Source organism: Paraburkholderia eburnea, from assembly GCF_002917095.1.
Taxonomy (GTDB): domain Bacteria; phylum Pseudomonadota; class Gammaproteobacteria; order Burkholderiales; family Burkholderiaceae; genus Paraburkholderia; species Paraburkholderia eburnea.
Genome location: NZ_PQGA01000001.1, coordinates 21,923 through 38,305, shown reverse-complemented (window position 1 = coordinate 38,305; position 16,383 = coordinate 21,923). Strand labels below are relative to the sequence as shown.

Below are 16,383 nucleotides of genomic sequence, written 5' to 3'. Positions count from 1 at the left end.
ACGCGAAATGAAGGCAATCGAGATAACCGAATTCGGCGCACCGGACGTGCTCAAGCTGGCCGAGCGCGCAACACCCGAGCCGAAAGCCGGCGAAGTGCTGATCAAAGTGAGCGCGTCGGGCGTGAACCGGCCGGACGTGTTCCAGCGCAAGGGCGCCTACGCGCCGCCGCCGGGCATCTCCGATCTACCGGGACTGGAGATCGCAGGCGAGATCGTCGGCGGCAACCTCGACGAAAAACACAATCCGTTTGGCCTGAAACTGGGCGATCGCGTGTGCGCGCTGATCGCGGGCGGCGGCTATGCCGAATATGCGGTCGCGCCGCTCGGGCAGTGTCTGCCGGTGCCCAGGGGACTCACCGATATCGAAGCCGCATCGCTGCCGGAAACCTTCTTCACCGTCTGGAGCAACGTGTTCCAGCGTGCCCAGCTTGGCCGCGGCGAGGGCGGGGAGAATGAAACGCTGCTGGTGCAGGGCGGTTCGAGCGGTATCGGCGTGACGGCGATCCAGATCGCCCACGCGCTGGGTTTTCGCGTGTTCGCCACCGCCGGGTCGGACGACAAGTGCCGCGCCTGCGAGGCGCTCGGTGCGGAGCGCGCGATCAATTACCGCAGCGAAGACTTCGTGGAAGTGGTCAAGGCGCTGACCCACGATCGCGGCGTGGACGTGATCCTCGACATGGTGGCGGGCGGTTATGTGGCGCGCGAACTGTCGGCGCTCGCGACGGGCGGGCGCCTCGTGCTGATTGCGACGCTCGGCGGTTCGAAGGGCGAAATCAACATGGGCGAGATTCTGCGCCGCCGTCTGACGATCACGGGTTCGACCCTGCGCGCGCGCTCCGTCGACTTCAAGGCGCAGATCGCGGGCGAGCTGAAGGCGCAAGTCTGGCCGCTGATCGAGGACGGGCGCATCAAGCCGGTCGTCTACAAGGTCTTCCCGGCCGAGCAGGCCGCCGAAGCGCACGCGCTGATGGAAAGCAGCGAGCACGTCGGCAAGATCGTGCTCGACTGGAATCCTGGGGCGTAACAGCCGCTTTAGGGTTCGTGCTTGATTTTCCTGACTTTTTCGACACGATTTTTCGCGTGTGAGGGGCGGGCCGGTTTGACCCGCTTCAATTACACACAGTAAAATGATGTGTTTTGCGTCCGCTTTTAACAGCAACCGAAACAATGACGAAACAACGATCGAAGCTCGTAGTCGGTAACTGGAAGATGCATGGCCGCCTGGCGGCCAACGCAGCATTGCTCGAAGGCGTCGCGCAGGGTGCCCAGGCGCTGCCGGCTGACGTGCGCGTCGGCGTATGCGTGCCGTTTGTCTATCTCGCGCAGGCGCAGGCGCTGCTCGGCGGCAGCCGGGTGGCGTGGGGTTCGCAGGATGTTTCGGCGCACGAGCAGGGTGCCTATACCGGTGAAGTCGCTGCGGGCATGGTCGCTGATTTCGAAGCTGGCTTTGCGATCGTCGGTCACTCGGAGCGTCGCGCGTATCACGGCGAAAGCCCGGAACTCGTCGCGGTGAAGACGCAGCGCGCGCTGGCGGCCGGCGTCACGCCGATCGTCTGCGTCGGCGAAACGCTGGAAGAGCGCGAAAGCGGCGCGACCGAACAGGTGGTCGGCGCGCAACTCGATGCGGTGCTGGCGGTGCTGTCGGAGCAGGAAGCGGCGCAGATCGTCGTCGCGTATGAGCCGGTCTGGGCGATCGGCACGGGCAGGAGCGCGACGACGCAGCAGGCGCAGCAGGTGCACGCATTCCTGCGCGCGCGTCTCGCGGCCAAGGGCGCGAACGTGGCGGACGTGCCGCTGCTGTACGGCGGCAGCGTGAAGCCGGACAATGCGGCGGAGCTGTTCCGTCAGGCCGATATCGATGGTGGCCTGATCGGCGGCGCGTCGCTGAAGGCACAAGATTTTCTCGCGATCTGCGCGGCCGCTACGGCGGGCGCAAGCGTCGCGGGCTAAAGGTTCGCCACGGCGCCTCTCGCGAGGGCCGTGCCGGCTTATTCTGCGCATCCTCGCGGGAGGATGCGTTCAACCAGGACTCAGGTGAGTGTGATGCTGTATTTGAAAACGTTGATTATCGTCGTCCAGCTTCTGTCGGCGCTCGGGGTGATCGGCCTCGTCTTGCTGCAGCACGGCAAAGGCGCGGACATGGGCGCGGCCTTCGGTAGCGGCGCGTCGGGCAGCCTCTTTGGCGCAAGCGGTTCCGCGAACTTCCTGTCGCGTACGACCGCAGTTCTCGCAACGGTCTTTTTCGTGTCGACGCTTGCGTTAACTTACCTGGGGTCGTATCATGCGAAGCCTTCGGCGGGCGTGCTTGGCGCTTCGGCACCAGCCCCGGTCGTGGCTTCGGCACCGGTCGCAGCGAGTGTTTCCGCAGCGTCCAATGTCAGCGTTCCGGCAGCAGCTTCGGCGGCGCTCGCATCTTCGGCACCTGGCAACGACGTTCCGAAATAAGTTTCAAAAATCTGTTTTTGTGCATTGAACAAACGGCGGGAACAGGTTAGAATTTAAGTCTTGAAGCGATTCGCGGGTTGCAATAAATTGTTGTCCCGGATTGCATGTAGTGCCGACGTGGTGAAATTGGTAGACACGCTATCTTGAGGGGGTAGTGGCGAAAGCTGTGCGAGTTCGAGTCTCGCCGTCGGCACCAATGTATTCGATAAAATGCCAGCCGCTTGCTTCATCAGCTTCGGCTGGCATTTTTGCTTTATACGTCGTGTTTGTTTTGTTCGCAGCGCGAAGCACGTAAAGCATTTCCCGCGGAGCGACCAGAAGTTCTCCTGCGGAACCTCAGAACCAACCGATAGAGGATAGCCTTGAACCTCGCTACCTATTACCCCGTCCTGTTATTCCTTCTTGTAGGTCTTGGTCTGGGCGTGGCGTTGGTCAGTATCGGCAAGATCCTCGGTCCCAATCGGCCCAACAGCGAAAAAAATTCACCGTACGAGTGCGGCTTTGAAGCGTTCGAAGACGCGCGCATGAAGTTCGATGTACGGTATTACCTCGTGGCCATTCTCTTCATCATCTTCGACCTCGAAACGGCATTCCTGTTTCCGTGGGGCGTGGCCCTGCGCGACATCGGCTGGCCGGGTTTCCTGTCGATGATGCTGTTTCTGCTCGAATTCCTGCTGGGCTTTGCCTACATCTGGAAGAAGGGCGGCCTCGACTGGGAATGACGGGTTAAATCGCCGGATAGCATGGGCGGCACTGTGGGGACACTGCAGGCCGTCCGCTGGAGTGGAAAGCACATGAGTATCGAAGGGGTCTTGAAGGAAGGGTTTGTCACCACTACGGCTGACAAGCTGATCAACTGGACGCGCACTGGCTCGTTGTGGCCAATGACGTTCGGCCTGGCGTGTTGCGCGGTCGAAATGATGCACGCGGGCGCGGCCCGTTACGACCTCGACCGCTTCGGCGTGGTGTTTCGTCCGAGTCCGCGTCAGTCCGACGTGATGATCGTCGCCGGCACGCTCTGCAACAAGATGGCGCCCGCGCTGCGCAAGGTCTATGACCAGATGGCCGAGCCGCGCTGGGTCATCTCGATGGGGTCCTGCGCCAACGGCGGCGGTTACTACCATTACTCGTATTCCGTCGTGCGCGGTTGCGATCGCATTGTGCCGGTCGACGTCTACGTGCCGGGTTGCCCGCCCACGGCGGAAGCCCTCGTCTACGGGGTGATCCAGTTGCAGGCGAAGATTCGCCGCACTAGCACCATCGCCCGTCAATAAAGGCCAAACGCCTCCCCCACAATATGGCAAGCAAACTCGAGACCCTGAAAGCGAACCTCGAAGCGGCCCTTGGTGCGCGCGTCGTCAGCCTCACTGAGAAGCTCGGTGAGTTGACCTTGGTCATAAAATCGGTAGATTACCTGAATGTTGCGACGGAATTGCGCGACAATCCGTCGCTTCGCTTCGAACAGTTGATCGACCTGTGTGGCGTCGACTATCAAACCTATGGCGACGGCGTCTGGGACGGCCCGCGTTTTGCGGCCGTTTCGCACCTGCTCTCCATCACGAATAACTGGCGTCTGCGTCTGCGCGTGTTCGCGCCGGACGATGAAGTGCCTATCGTGCCCTCCGTCGTAGAGATCTGGAATTCGGCCAACTGGTACGAGCGTGAAGCGTTCGACCTGTTCGGCATCGTCTTCGAAGGTCACCCCGACCTGCGCCGTATCCTGACCGACTACGGTTTCATTGGCCATCCGTTCCGCAAGGACTTCCCGGTCTCCGGTTATGTCGAGATGCGATATGACCCGGAGCAGAAGCGGGTAGTCTATCAACCGGTTACGATCGAGCCGCGCGAGATCACGCCGCGTGTGATCCGCGAGGATCGCTACGGTGGTCTGAGGAAACACTAAGAGGGTCGCATGTCAGAGATCAAGAACTACACGCTCAACTTCGGCCCGCAGCACCCGGCAGCGCACGGTGTGCTGCGCCTCGTGCTGGAACTCGACGGCGAAGTGATCCAGCGCGCCGATCCGCACATCGGCCTGCTGCATCGCGCGACCGAAAAGCTCGCCGAAAGCAAGACCTTCATTCAATCGGTGCCGTACATGGACCGTCTCGACTACGTGTCGATGATGGTCAACGAGCACGGCTATGTGCTCGCGATCGAAAAGCTGCTCGGCATCGAAGTGCCGATCCGCGCCAAGTACATCCGCGTGCTGTTCGACGAAATCACCCGCGTGCTGAACCACTTGATGTGGATCGGCTCGCACGGGCTCGACGTCGGCGCGATGGCGGTGTTCCTGTATGCGTTCCGCGAGCGCGAAGACCTGATGGACGTCTACGAGGCGGTGTCGGGCGCGCGCATGCACGCGGCGTACTATCGTCCGGGCGGCGTCTATCGCGATCTGCCGGACGCAATGCCGCAATACAAGGCGTCGAAAATCCACAACGAGAAAGCGCTCGCGAAGATGAACGAAGCGCGCCAGGGCTCGGTGCTGGACTTCATCGACGACTTCTTCACGCGCTTCCCGGGCTGTGTCGACGAGTATGAAACGCTGCTCACCGACAACCGTATCTGGAAGCAGCGTCTCGTGGGCATCGGCGTGGTGAGCCCCGAGCGCGCCATGCAACTGGGTCTGACGGGCGCGATGCTGCGCGGTTCGGGCATCGAGTGGGATCTGCGCAAGAAGCAGCCGTACGAAGTCTACGACCAGCTGGATTTCGACATTCCGGTGGGCGTGAACGGCGATTGTTACGACCGCTATCTCGTGCGTGTCGAAGAAATGCGCCAGTCCACCCGGATCGCGAAACAGTGCATTGAGTGGCTGCGCAAGAATCCTGGCCCCGTGATGGTCGACAATCACAAGGTTGCGCCGCCTTCGCGCGTGAACATGAAGTCGAACATGGAAGAGCTGATTCACCACTTCAAGCTCTTCACGGAAGGCTTCCATGTGCCCGCCGGCGAGGCTTATGCGGCCGTCGAGCATCCGAAGGGTGAATTCGGCATCTACCTGGTGTCGGATGGCGCGAACAAGCCGTATCGTCTGAAGATCCGCGCGCCGGGTTATGCCCACCTGTCCGCGCTGGATGAAATGGCGCGCGGCCACATGATTGCCGACGCGGTCACGATCATCGGCACGCAGGACATTGTGTTCGGTGAAATCGACCGCTAGGTAGCAAACTGCCGGCGCGCCCGCAGGTGCGGAGCGCGCGGCGAAATACCGGGAACGCCACGTCTGTCGCAGCGAGCAGGAATGCACAACGCGCGGCAGGAGTTTGTCTGGCGGGAATTGAAACGGTAGGAATTGAAAGAGTCGTGTCTGAAAATGATCTCAGCTGAAGGCCTGAAAGAAATCGATCGCGCGCTGTCGAAGTACCCCGCCGATCAACGACAGTCCGCCGTGATGGCGGCTTTGGCCGTGGCTCAGGAAGAGCATGGCTGGCTGTCTCCCGAACTGATGCAGTTCGTGGCCGACTACATCGGTATGCCGCCGGTCGCCGTCCAGGAAGTCGCCACCTTCTATACGATGTTCGAGACCCGGCCGGTCGGCAAGCACAAGATCACGCTCTGCACGAACCTGCCGTGCCAGCTCGGCCCGGATGGCGGTGCGGAAGGCGCCGCGGAATATCTGAAGCAGAAGCTCGGAATCGACTTCGGCGAAACCACGCCCGACGGCAAGTTCACCTTGAAAGAAGGTGAGTGCATGGGCGCGTGCGGCGACGCACCGGTGCTGCTGGTGAACAACCACCGCATGTGCAGCTTCATGAGCCGCGAGAAGATCGACCAGCTGCTCGAGGAGCTTGCCAAATGACTGCGTTGCACGACCGTCACATCAAACCCCTGATTCTCGCGGGCCTCAATGGCGAGAACTGGCATCTTCAAGACTACGTGGCGCGCGGCGGCTATGCCCAGCTGCGCCGTATCGTCGAAGAAAAGATTCCGCCCGAGCAGGTGATCGCCGACGTGAAAGCGGGCGGTCTGCGCGGCCGTGGCGGTGCGGGCTTCCCGACCGGCCTGAAGTGGAGCTTCATGCCGCGTCAGTTCCCGGGCCAGAAGTATCTCGTCTGCAATTCGGACGAGGGGGAACCCGGCACATTCAAGGACCGCGACATCCTGCGCCTGAACCCCCATGCGGTGATCGAAGGCATGGCCATCGGCGCATACGCGATGGGCATCACCGTGGGTTACAACTACATCCACGGCGAAATCTTCGAGGTGTATCGCCGCTTCGAGGCCGCGCTCGACGAAGCGCGCGCCGCGGGTTTCCTGGGCGACAACATTCTTGGCTCGGACTTTTCGTTCCAGCTGCACGCGCACCATGGCTATGGCGCGTACGTGTGCGGCGAGGAAACCGCGCTGCTCGAATCGCTCGAAGGCAAGAAGGGCCAGCCGCGCTTCAAGCCGCCGTTCCCGGCGAGCTTCGGCGTGTACGGCAAGCCCACCACGATCAACAACACCGAAACTTTCGCAGCCGTGCCGTTCCTGCTGACCGTGGGCCCGCAGGCCTACATGGAACTGGGCAAGCCGAACAACGGCGGCACCAAGATCTTCTCGATCTCGGGTGACGTCGAGCGTCCGGGCAACTACGAGATTCCGCTCGGCACGCCGTTCGCGACGCTGATGGAACTCGCCGGCGGCGTGCGCGGCGGCAAGAAACTCAAGGCCGTGATTCCGGGCGGCTCGTCGGCGCCGGTCATTCCGGGCGACCTGATGATGCAGACGGACATGGACTATGACTCTATCGCCAAGCAGGGCTCGATGCTCGGCTCCGGCGCCGTGATCGTCATGGACGAAACGCGCTGCATGGTGCGCTCGCTGCTGCGTCTCTCGTACTTCTACTACGAAGAGTCGTGCGGCCAGTGCACGCCTTGCCGCGAAGGCACGGGCTGGCTCTATCGCGTCGTGAACCGTATCGAGCACGGCCTTGGCCGTCAGGAAGATCTGGATCTCCTGAACTCGGTGGCGGGCAACATCATGGGCCGTACGATCTGCGCCCTCGGCGATGCGGCGGCCATGCCGGTGCGCGGCATGCTTAAGCATTACTGGGACGAATTCGAATATCACGTGCACAACAAGCGTTGTCTCGTCGGCGGTCACGCCGGCTCGCACGCGGCTACGGAGACCGTGGCCGCCTGAGAAGGCGGGTAGGGATGGCGCGTGGTGCCGTGGTGCGTTCACCGCAGCACGACGCAACGGCGACGAAAGCGGGGAATGCCGCTGTGAAATTGAGCGGTAACAGGTTAGGGACGATTAACCATCATGGTTGAACTTGAAATAGACGGCAAGAAGGTGCAGGTGCCCGAGGGCAGCATGGTGATCCAGGCTGCGCAGCGCGTGGACACGTACATTCCGCACTTCTGCTATCACAAGAAGCTGTCGATCGCGGCCAACTGCCGGATGTGTCTCGTCGATGTCGAAAAGATGCCGAAGGCCGTGCCCGCATGCGCCACGCCGGTGTCGCAAGGCATGGTCGTGCGCACGACGTCGGACAAGGCCGTGCAGGGTCAGCAAGCCGTGATGGAATTCCTGCTGATCAACCACCCGCTCGATTGCCCGATCTGCGATCAGGGCGGCGAGTGCCAGCTGCAGGATCTGGCGGTGGGTTACGGCAAGTCGGCGTCGCGCTTCAGCGAAGAAAAGCGCGTCGTGTTCCACAAGAACGTCGGCCCGCTCATCTCGATGGAAGAGATGTCGCGCTGCATCCACTGCACGCGCTGCGTGCGCTTCGGCGACGAAATCGCCGGCGTGATGGAGTTCGGCATGCTGGGCCGCGGCATGCACTCGGAAATCAGCACCTTCCTCGGCAAGACCGTGGATTCGGAACTGTCGGGCAACATGATCGATCTGTGCCCGGTCGGCGCGCTCACGAGCAAGCCGTTCCGCTTCTCGGCGCGGACGTGGGAACTGTCGCGCCGCAAGTCGGTGAGCCCGCACGACTCGACGGGTGCGAACCTCGTCGTGCAGGTGAAGAACAACCGCGTGATGCGCGTGCTGCCGTTCGAGAACGAAGCCGTCAACGAATGCTGGATCTCGGACAAGGACCGCTTCTCCTACGAAGGCCTGAACGCCGAAGACCGTCTCACGCGCCCGATGATCAAGCAGGGCGGCGAGTGGGTCGAGACCGACTGGCAGACCGCGCTCGACTACGTGGTCAAGGGCATTCGCGGCATCAGCGACGATCATGGCGAGAGCATGCTCGCCGCGCTGGTCAGCCCGCATAGCACGCTGGAAGAACTGCATCTCGTGAAGCAGCTCGCGGACGCGATCGGCACGCCGAACGTCGATTTCCGCCTGCGCCAGAGCGACTTCTCGGCGCCGCTCGAAGGCGCGCCGTGGCTCGGCACGAAGATCGCCGATCTCTCGTATGCCGATTCCGCATTTATCGTCGGCTCGTTCCTGCGCCGCGACCACGCCCTCTTTGCCGCGCGTCTGCGCCAGGCCGCGAAGGGTGGCGCACAGGTGTCGTTCCTGAACGCGACCGGCGACGGCTCGCTGATCCCGAACGCGCAGCGCATCGTCGCCGCGCCCTCGGCATGGCTCGACGAACTCGCTGCGATCGCCGCCGCTGTCGCCGAAGCGAAGGGCGTGGCCGTGCCCGAAGGTTTCGCCGGCGCGCAAGCGAGCGACGCCGCAAAGCAGGTGGCTGCCTCGCTCGCAAGCGGCGAGCGCCGCTTCGTGCTGCTCGGCAATGCCGCGGTCCAGCATCCGGAATTCTCGCGTCTGCACGCCGCCGCGCAGTTCATCGCCGAAACGACGGGCGCAACGCTCGGCTTCCTCACGGAAGCCGCCAACACGGTCGGCGCGCATCTCGTGGGCGCACTGCCGGGCCGCGACGGCCTGAATGCACGCGAAGTGTTCGAGCAGCCGCGCAAGGGTTACCTCCTGTTCAACGTCGAACCCGAGTTCGACACGGCCAACCCGGCTGCCGCGCGCGCCGCGCTCGCGCAGGCGGAAATGGTCGCCGTGTTCTCGCCGTTCAAGACCGGTCTCGACTACGCCGACGTGCTCCTGCCGATCGCGCCGTACACGGAAACGTCGGGCACCTTCGTCAACGCCGAAGGCACCGTGCAGATTTTCAACGGCGTCGTGCGCCCGCTCGGCGATACGCGTCCGGCCTGGAAGGTCTTGCGCGTGCTGGGCACGCTGCTCGGCTTGCCGGGTTTCGAATACGACGCCGCTGAGGAAGTGCGCCGCAAGGCAATCGGCGACGGCAGCTTCGAAGCGCGTCTGTCGAACAAGACCGGCGCCACGGTCGCACGCGGCAGCGTCGCCAAGGCTGTGGAAGGCCGCTTCGAGCGTATCGCCGATGTGCCCATCTATCACGCCGACCCGATCGTGCGCCGCTCCGAAGCGCTGCACCTCACGACGGCCGCGCGCGTGGCGAACACGGTCGGCCTGCCGGCCGCGCTGTTCGACCAGCTCGGCCTGAAGGAAGGCGACGCCGTGCGCGTGCGCCAGGGCGAGCTGTCGGTGACGGTGCCCGCGACGCGCGATGCGAATCTTGCGCCGACGGCCGTGCGTCTGTCGGCGGCAACGCCGGCCGGCGCGCAGCTCGGCAGCCTGTTCGGTGAACTGCTGGTGGAGAAGGCGTAAATGAGCTTGTTCGATACGATCAATGCAGGCGGCAGCCAGCTGCTCGGCGTGGCGTGGCCCACGGTGTGGGCGCTGGTGCGCATTCTCGTCGTCGCGGTAGTGATCCTGCTGTGCGTGGCGTACCTGATTCTCTGGGAACGCAAGCTCATCGGCTGGATGCACGTGCGTCTCGGGCCGAACCGCGTCGGCCCCGGCGGCATGCTGCAGCCGATCGCCGACGTGCTGAAGCTGCTGCTCAAGGAAGTGATCCAGCCCGCCCAGGCGAGCCGCTGGGTCTATATGGTCGCGCCGATCATGGTGGTGGTGCCGGCCTTCGCGGTCTGGGCGGTGATTCCGTTCCAGGCGGGCGCGGTGCTCGGCGACATCAACGCGGGTCTGCTCTACGTGATGGCGATCTCGTCGTTCGGCGTCTACGGCGTGATTCTCGCGGGCTGGGCCTCGAACTCGAAGTACGCGTTCCTCGGCGCGATGCGTGCCGCGGCGCAGATGGTGTCGTATGAAATCGCGATGGGCTTCGCGCTCGTCGTGGTGCTGATGGTGTCGGGCAGCCTGAATCTCTCGGACATCGTGCGTCAGCAGATGCATGGCATGTTCGCGAGCTGGGGCATCACGTTCCTGTCGTGGAACTGGCTGCCGCTGCTGCCGATGTTCGTCGTGTACTTCATCTCGGGCCTCGCCGAAACCAACCGCCATCCGTTCGACGTGGTGGAAGGCGAGTCGGAAATCGTCGCGGGCCACATGGTCGATTACTCGGGGATGGGCTTCGCGCTCTTCTTCCTCGCCGAGTACATCAACATGATCGTGATTTCGGCGCTCACGTCGGTGCTGTTCCTTGGCGGCTGGAGCGCACCGTTCGCTTTCCTCGATTTCATCCCGGGCATCTTCTGGCTCGTGCTGAAGACCTTCTTCTTCCTGTCGGTCTTCATCTGGGCCCGCGCGACGTTCCCGCGCTTCCGCTATGACCAGATCATGCGCCTGGGCTGGAAAGTGTTCATTCCGGTGTGCGTGGTGTGGCTGATCGTGGTTGGCTTCTGGTATATGTCGCCGTTGAGCATCTGGAAATAAGGGGCGACGAAATGACCGCTATTCAACAGTTCTTCAAGACGTTCTTCCTGACCGAGCTGCTCAAGGGCCTCGCGCTGACGGGTCGTTACACCTTCAGGCGCAAGTTCACGGTGCAGTTCCCGGAGGAGAAGACCCCGATGTCGCCGCGTTTTCGCGGCTTGCATGCGCTGCGCCGCTATGAAAATGGCGAAGAGCGCTGCATCGCGTGCAAGCTGTGCGAAGCCGTGTGCCCGGCGATGGCCATCACCATCGAATCGGACGTGCGCGCCGACAACACGCGCCGCACGACGCGCTACGACATCGACCTGACCAAGTGCATCTTCTGCGGTTTCTGCGAAGAGAGCTGCCCGGTCGATTCGATCGTCGAAACGCACATTCTCGAGTATCACGGCGAGAAACGCGGCGATCTGTATTTCACGAAGGAAATGCTGCTGGCCGTCGGCGACCGCTACGAAGCGCAGATCGCGGCGAACAAGGCAGCAGATGCACCGTACCGTTGATCTTCAGTTTGACGCTGCTTCGGCCCGCGGTGCGGGCCGGCTGCGGGGCACGCCTGCGCCTGAAAATGCCGCGACTCCGCATGCCGCCCGACGCGGCGCGACGCTTCCTGGTCTGGCCGCCAGCCTGCGCCGCGCAATCCGCCTTATGATGGCCTCAACGATGAACCAGTAATCATGGAATTCACGACCGTCCTGTTCTACATCTTCGCGCTGTTGCTCACGCTATCAGGCATGAAGGTGATCACCGCGCGCAATCCTGTCTCGTCCGCGCTCTTTCTCGTGCTCGCGTTCTTCAACGCGGCTGCGGTCTGGATGCTGCTGGAGGCCGAATTCCTCGCGATCCTGCTGGTGCTCGTCTACGTGGGCGCGGTGATGGTGCTGTTCCTGTTCGTCGTGATGATGCTGGACATCAACGTCGACGTACTGAGCCGCGACTTCAAGCGCTTCATTCCGGTCGCGACCATCGTCGGCGCGATCATGGTGGTCGAAACCGCGCTGATCCTCTGGCACGGCTATGGCGCAACCACCACGCCGGTGGCGGATGGCTCGCTCGCGGCGGTGTCGTCGGGTGCGATGTCGAACACGCATCTGATCGGCAAGATCATCTACACCGATTACATCTTCGCTTTCGAAGTCGCCGGCCTCGTGCTGCTGGTGGCGATCGTTGCGGCAATCGGCCTGACCGTGCGCGAACCGAAGGACAGCAAGCGCCAGGACGTGTCGAAGCAGGTCGCCGTGCGGGCCAAGGATCGCGTGCGCATCGTCAAGATGCAGGCCGTGGTCGAAGTGCCGGAAGTCGAGGAACCCGCGCCGGCAGACGCCGCTGCGGCAGCACCGGCGGCCGCGCCTGGCGCCGCCCCGGCCGCGCCCGCAACGAAGAGCTAAGCGCGAAGGAGCGAACCATTATGTTGACCCTGGCCCATTACCTCGTCCTCGGCGCGATCCTTTTTGCGATCTCGATCGTCGGCATCTTTCTGAATCGGCGCAACGTCATCATCATCCTGATGGCGATTGAACTGATGTTGTTGGCGGTGAACACGAACTTCGTCGCGTTCTCGCATTACCTCGGTGACGTTCACGGACAGATTTTCGTGTTCTTCGTGCTTACAGTTGCGGCGGCGGAAGCTGCAATTGGTCTGGCTATTCTTGTGACTCTGTTCCGCAGCCTCGACACGATCAATGTCGAGGATCTCGATCAGCTCAAAGGTTAAGGCAGGCTGCTATGGCTACGACACTCAACGAAAACTTGCTGCTGGCAATTCCGCTGGCCCCGCTGGCCGGTTCCCTGATCGCCGGTCTTTTCGGCAAGACGGTGGGGCGCGCTGGCGCGCATACGGTCACCATTCTCGGCGTCGCGGTGGCGTTCGTGCTCTCGTGCATGACGTTCTTCGACGTGCTGAACGGCGCGAGCTTCAACGCGACCGTGTACGAATGGATGTCGGTGGGCGGCCTGAAGTTCGAAGTGGGCTTCCTGATCGACTCGCTCACCGCGCTCATGATGATCGTCGTGACCTTCGTGTCGCTGATGGTGCACATCTACACGATCGGCTACATGGCGGACGAAGAGGGCTACCAGCGCTTCTTCTCGTACATCGCGCTGTTCACGTTCTCGATGCTGATGCTCGTGATGGCCAACAACTTCCTGCAGCTGTTCTTCGGCTGGGAAGCGGTGGGTCTGGTTTCGTACCTGCTGATCGGCTTTTACTTCAAGCGTGAAAGCGCCATCTACGCGAACATGAAGGCGTTTCTCGTGAACCGCGTGGGCGACTTCGGCTTCCTGCTGGGCATCGGTCTGTTGCTCGCGTACGGCGGCTCGCTGAACTACAACGACGTGTTCGCGAAGGGCCACGAACTCGCGGCGCTGACGTTCCCGGGCACCTCGTGGAACCTGCTGACGGTCTCGTGTATTTGCCTCTTCATCGGCGCGATGGGCAAGTCGGCGCAGTTCCCGCTGCACGTCTGGCTGCCCGACTCGATGGAAGGCCCGACGCCGATCTCCGCGCTGATCCACGCCGCCACCATGGTGACGGCCGGTATCTTCATGGTCGCGCGCATGTCGCCGCTGTTCGAACTCTCGGACGCAGCGCTCTCGTTCATCGTCGTGATCGGCGCCATCACCGCGCTCTTCATGGGCTTCCTCGGCATCGTGCAGAACGACATCAAGCGCGTGGTCGCGTACTCGACGCTGTCGCAGCTCGGCTACATGACGGTCGCGCTCGGCGTGTCGGCTTATCCGGTGGCTATTTTCCACCTGATGACGCACGCGTTCTTCAAGGCGTTGCTGTTCCTCGGTGCGGGTTCGGTCATCATTGGCATGCATCACGACCAGGACATGCGCAACATGGGCGGCCTGCGCAAGTACATGCCGATCACATGGATCACGTCGCTGGTCGGTTCGCTCGCGCTGATCGGCACGCCGTTCTTCTCGGGTTTCTACTCGAAGGATTCGATCATCGACGCCGTGAAGCTCTCGCATCTGGCGGGTTCGGGCTTCGCGTACTTCGCGGTCGTGGCGAGCGTGTTCGTGACGGCGCTGTACTCGTTCCGCATGTACTTCCTCGTGTTCCACGGTGAAGAGCGCTTCCGCGGTCCGAAGCATCCGGAATCGCCGATGGCGATCGAAGCGGCGCATTCGGCTCACGGCGATCATGGCCACGACGACCATCACGCGCACGTTCCGCACGAATCGCCGTGGGTGATCTGGGTGCCGCTCGTGCTGCTCGCGATTCCGTCGATCATCGCCGGCGCGTATGCGATCCAGCCGCTGCTGTTCGGTTCGTTCTTCCAGAACGGCGTGGCGTTCGACAAGGTGATCTTTATCGGCCAGAACCATCCGGGTCTGACCGAGATGGCAGATGAGTTCCAGGGCTGGGCCGCGATGGGCGCGCATGCGTTCTCGGGTCTGCCGGTCTGGCTTGCACTCGCGGGTGTGGTGGTGGCGTGGTTCTTCTACATGAAGCGCCCGGATCTGCCGGCGGTGGTGCAACGCACGTTCTCGCCGGTCTACAAGCTGCTGGCAAATGCGTATTACCTCGACAAGATCAACGAAATCGTCTTCGCTCGCGGAGCAGTCGCGATCGGTCGCGGTCTGTGGAAGGAGGGCGATGTTGTCGTGATCGACGGCGTCGTGAACGGGAGCGCCAAGTTTATCGGCTGGTTTGCAACTGTCATTCGTTTCCTGCAATCCGGCTATATCTATCACTACGCATTCGCCATGATTATTGGCATGCTTGGCCTCCTTACCCTGTTTGTAACGCTCAGCGGCAAATAAGGCGAGGAAACGCATGCACGCAACCCCGATTCTCAGTATTGCGATCTGGATGCCGATCATCTTCGGCGTCATCGTTTTAGTAGTGGGTTCCGACCGGAACCCGGGCCGAGCCCGCTGGCTCGCGCTCATCGGTTCAGTGCTTAGTTTCCTTGTTACGTTGCCGCTCGTTTCGGGCTTCGACACCACCACGGCTGCGTTGCAGTTCGAGGAGAAGTCGGTCTGGATCGACCGCTTCAACATTGCCTATCACCTGGGCGTCGACGGCATCGCGATGTGGTTCGTGGTGCTCACGGCGCTCATCACCGTGATCGTAGTGATCGCGGGCTGGCAGGTCATCAAGGAAGACGTCGCGCAGTATTTCGCCGCCTTCCTTGTCCTGTCGGGTCTGATGATCGGCGTCTTTTGCGCCGCCGATGGCCTGCTGTTCTACGTGTTCTTCGAAGCCACGCTGATCCCGATGTACATCATCATCGGGATCTGGGGCGGCCCGAACCGCGTGTACGCAGCCTTCAAGTTCTTTCTGTACACGCTGGCCGGCTCGCTGTTGATGCTGATCGCGTTGCTGTATCTGTACCGTGTAACGCACACGTTCGAGCTTGCCGCCTGGCAGGACGCAAAGATTGCGATGACGCCGCAGATTCTGCTGTTCGTCGCGTTCTTCTTCGCGTTCGCGGTGAAGGTGCCGATGTTCCCGGTCCACACGTGGTTGCCGGACGCGCACGTCGAAGCGCCCACGGGCGGCTCGGTCGTGCTGGCCGCCATCATGCTCAAGCTCGGCGCGTACGGTTTCCTGCGGTTCTCGCTGCCGGTGACGCCGGACGCGAGTCACTATCTGGCGCCTGTCATCATCACGCTGTCGTTGATCGCTGTGATCTATATCGGCCTCGTGGCGATGGTGCAGTCGGACATGAAAAAGCTGGTCGCGTATTCGTCGATCGCCCATATGGGCTTCGTCACGCTCGGCTTCTTTATGTTCGGCCCGTCGAGCCAGCTTGCGGTCGAAGGCGGGATCATCCAGATGATCTCGCACGGCTTCGTCTCGGGCGCCATGTTTCTGTGCATTGGGGTGCTGTATGACCGCATGCATACGCGGCAGATCGCCGATTACGGCGGCGTCGTGAATACGATGCCGAAGTTCGCGGCGCTGGCCATGCTGTTCGCCATGGCCAACTGCGGCTTGCCGGGCACCTCGGGATTCGTCGGCGAATTCATGGTGATTCTGGCGGCTGTGAAGTTCAACTTCTGGATCGCATTCGGGGCGGCGTTCACGCTGATCCTGGGCGCGGCCTATACGTTGTGGATGTACAAGCGGGTGTACTTCGGCGCCATCTCGAACGATCACGTTCGCGAGCTGAAGGACATCAACAGCCGGGAGTACGGGATGCTCGTCGTGCTCGCGCTGTTTACGCTCTTCATGGGCATCTACCCGAAGCCCTTTACCGATGTGATGCACGTATCCGTGGAAAACCTCCTCTCCCACGTCGCAGTGTCGAAACTGCCGCTGTCACAGTAATA

The 16,383-nt window shown here is 62.2% G+C and carries 16 protein-coding genes and 1 tRNA gene; all 17 read left to right on the top strand.

Annotated elements, in window-relative coordinates; translation table 11 throughout:
- The first annotated feature begins 7 nt into the window (after positions 1-7).
- The 17 genes from B0G62_RS00210 (at position 8) to B0G62_RS00130 (ending at position 16,381) form a co-directional block, all read left to right on the top strand.
- Positions 8-1,024 carry an NAD(P)H-quinone oxidoreductase gene (locus tag B0G62_RS00210; protein WP_103701405.1) on the top strand — a complete coding sequence of 339 codons (1,017 nt, stop codon included), beginning with the start codon at positions 8-10 and terminating at the stop codon, positions 1,022-1,024.
- Between the two features lie 143 nt (positions 1,025-1,167).
- Positions 1,168-1,950 carry a triose-phosphate isomerase gene (gene tpiA / locus B0G62_RS00205; protein ID WP_103701403.1) on the top strand — a complete coding sequence of 261 codons (783 nt, stop codon included), beginning with the start codon at positions 1,168-1,170 and terminating at the stop codon, positions 1,948-1,950.
- A 93-nt stretch (positions 1,951-2,043) separates the two neighbouring features.
- Complete coding sequence (secG, locus tag B0G62_RS00200; protein WP_103701401.1) at positions 2,044-2,445, top strand: preprotein translocase subunit SecG; 402 nt, start codon at positions 2,044-2,046, stop codon at positions 2,443-2,445.
- Between the two features lie 111 nt (positions 2,446-2,556).
- Positions 2,557-2,641: transfer RNA gene (locus tag B0G62_RS00195), tRNA-Leu, on the top strand.
- Between the two features lie 166 nt (positions 2,642-2,807).
- A complete protein-coding gene (gene ndhC, locus B0G62_RS00190) occupies positions 2,808-3,167 on the top strand; it encodes an NADH-quinone oxidoreductase subunit A (protein WP_027819583.1) in 360 nt (119 codons plus the stop codon).
- Between the two features lie 72 nt (positions 3,168-3,239).
- Entirely contained in the window at positions 3,240-3,719 is a 480-nt protein-coding gene (locus tag B0G62_RS00185) for a NuoB/complex I 20 kDa subunit family protein (RefSeq protein ID WP_027819582.1), read from the top strand.
- Between the two features lie 23 nt (positions 3,720-3,742).
- Positions 3,743-4,348 carry an NADH-quinone oxidoreductase subunit C gene (locus tag B0G62_RS00180; RefSeq protein WP_103701399.1) on the top strand — a complete coding sequence of 202 codons (606 nt, stop codon included), beginning with the start codon at positions 3,743-3,745 and terminating at the stop codon, positions 4,346-4,348.
- A 9-nt stretch (positions 4,349-4,357) separates the two neighbouring features.
- Positions 4,358-5,611 carry an NADH-quinone oxidoreductase subunit D gene (locus B0G62_RS00175; RefSeq protein ID WP_103701397.1) on the top strand — a complete coding sequence of 418 codons (1,254 nt, stop codon included), beginning with the start codon at positions 4,358-4,360 and terminating at the stop codon, positions 5,609-5,611.
- A 153-nt stretch (positions 5,612-5,764) separates the two neighbouring features.
- A complete protein-coding gene (gene nuoE / locus B0G62_RS00170) occupies positions 5,765-6,250 on the top strand; it encodes an NADH-quinone oxidoreductase subunit NuoE (RefSeq protein WP_103701396.1) in 486 nt (161 codons plus the stop codon).
- On the top strand, positions 6,247-7,575 hold the full coding sequence (nuoF, locus tag B0G62_RS00165; protein ID WP_103701394.1) for an NADH-quinone oxidoreductase subunit NuoF: 1,329 nt from the start codon (positions 6,247-6,249) through the stop codon (positions 7,573-7,575). Before nuoE ends, nuoF begins: the two co-directional genes overlap by 4 nt.
- 123 nt (positions 7,576-7,698) lie before the next feature.
- A complete protein-coding gene (gene nuoG, locus B0G62_RS00160) occupies positions 7,699-10,032 on the top strand; it encodes an NADH-quinone oxidoreductase subunit NuoG (RefSeq protein ID WP_103701392.1) in 2,334 nt (777 codons plus the stop codon).
- A complete protein-coding gene (gene nuoH, locus B0G62_RS00155; RefSeq protein ID WP_103701390.1) occupies positions 10,033-11,097 on the top strand; it encodes an NADH-quinone oxidoreductase subunit NuoH in 1,065 nt (354 codons plus the stop codon). It begins immediately after the preceding gene.
- Between the two features lie 11 nt (positions 11,098-11,108).
- Positions 11,109-11,597 (top strand): NADH-quinone oxidoreductase subunit NuoI, encoded by a 489-nt coding sequence (nuoI, locus tag B0G62_RS00150; RefSeq protein WP_103701388.1) that lies wholly within the window; start codon positions 11,109-11,111, stop codon positions 11,595-11,597.
- Between the two features lie 174 nt (positions 11,598-11,771).
- Positions 11,772-12,482 (top strand): NADH-quinone oxidoreductase subunit J, encoded by a 711-nt coding sequence (locus B0G62_RS00145; RefSeq protein WP_103701386.1) that lies wholly within the window; start codon positions 11,772-11,774, stop codon positions 12,480-12,482.
- A gap of 20 nt (positions 12,483-12,502) precedes the next feature.
- Positions 12,503-12,808, top strand: coding sequence for an NADH-quinone oxidoreductase subunit NuoK (gene nuoK / locus B0G62_RS00140; RefSeq protein ID WP_006052894.1), 306 nt, complete (start codon positions 12,503-12,505; stop codon positions 12,806-12,808).
- 11 nt (positions 12,809-12,819) lie between these two features.
- On the top strand, positions 12,820-14,868 hold the full coding sequence (gene nuoL / locus B0G62_RS00135) for an NADH-quinone oxidoreductase subunit L (protein WP_103701384.1): 2,049 nt from the start codon (positions 12,820-12,822) through the stop codon (positions 14,866-14,868).
- A 13-nt stretch (positions 14,869-14,881) separates the two neighbouring features.
- A complete protein-coding gene (locus B0G62_RS00130) occupies positions 14,882-16,381 on the top strand; it encodes an NADH-quinone oxidoreductase subunit M (protein ID WP_103701382.1) in 1,500 nt (499 codons plus the stop codon).
- Positions 16,382-16,383: the final 2 nt, after the last annotated feature.

What these genes read in the sequence shown, in the direction of transcription:
- B0G62_RS00180 (WP_103701399.1), top strand. Translation starts at nt 3,743, where the DNA reads ATGGCAAGCAAACTCGAGACCCTGAAAGCGAACCTCGAAGCGGCCCTT.
- nuoG (WP_103701392.1), top strand. Translation starts at nt 7,699, where the DNA reads ATGGTTGAACTTGAAATAGACGGCAAGAAGGTGCAGGTGCCCGAGGGC.
- B0G62_RS00145 (WP_103701386.1), top strand. Translation starts at nt 11,772, where the DNA reads ATGGAATTCACGACCGTCCTGTTCTACATCTTCGCGCTGTTGCTCACG.
- nuoI (WP_103701388.1), top strand. Translation starts at nt 11,109, where the DNA reads ATGACCGCTATTCAACAGTTCTTCAAGACGTTCTTCCTGACCGAGCTG.
- nuoK (WP_006052894.1), top strand. Translation starts at nt 12,503, where the DNA reads ATGTTGACCCTGGCCCATTACCTCGTCCTCGGCGCGATCCTTTTTGCG.
- nuoH (WP_103701390.1), top strand. Translation starts at nt 10,033, where the DNA reads ATGAGCTTGTTCGATACGATCAATGCAGGCGGCAGCCAGCTGCTCGGC.
- nuoL (WP_103701384.1), top strand. Translation starts at nt 12,820, where the DNA reads ATGGCTACGACACTCAACGAAAACTTGCTGCTGGCAATTCCGCTGGCC.
- secG (WP_103701401.1), top strand. Translation starts at nt 2,044, where the DNA reads ATGCTGTATTTGAAAACGTTGATTATCGTCGTCCAGCTTCTGTCGGCG.
- B0G62_RS00175 (WP_103701397.1), top strand. Translation starts at nt 4,358, where the DNA reads ATGTCAGAGATCAAGAACTACACGCTCAACTTCGGCCCGCAGCACCCG.
- B0G62_RS00185 (WP_027819582.1), top strand. Translation starts at nt 3,240, where the DNA reads ATGAGTATCGAAGGGGTCTTGAAGGAAGGGTTTGTCACCACTACGGCT.
- B0G62_RS00130 (WP_103701382.1), top strand. Translation starts at nt 14,882, where the DNA reads ATGCACGCAACCCCGATTCTCAGTATTGCGATCTGGATGCCGATCATC.
- nuoE (WP_103701396.1), top strand. Translation starts at nt 5,765, where the DNA reads ATGATCTCAGCTGAAGGCCTGAAAGAAATCGATCGCGCGCTGTCGAAG.
- B0G62_RS00210 (WP_103701405.1), top strand. Translation starts at nt 8, where the DNA reads ATGAAGGCAATCGAGATAACCGAATTCGGCGCACCGGACGTGCTCAAG.
- tpiA (WP_103701403.1), top strand. Translation starts at nt 1,168, where the DNA reads ATGACGAAACAACGATCGAAGCTCGTAGTCGGTAACTGGAAGATGCAT.
- nuoF (WP_103701394.1), top strand. Translation starts at nt 6,247, where the DNA reads ATGACTGCGTTGCACGACCGTCACATCAAACCCCTGATTCTCGCGGGC.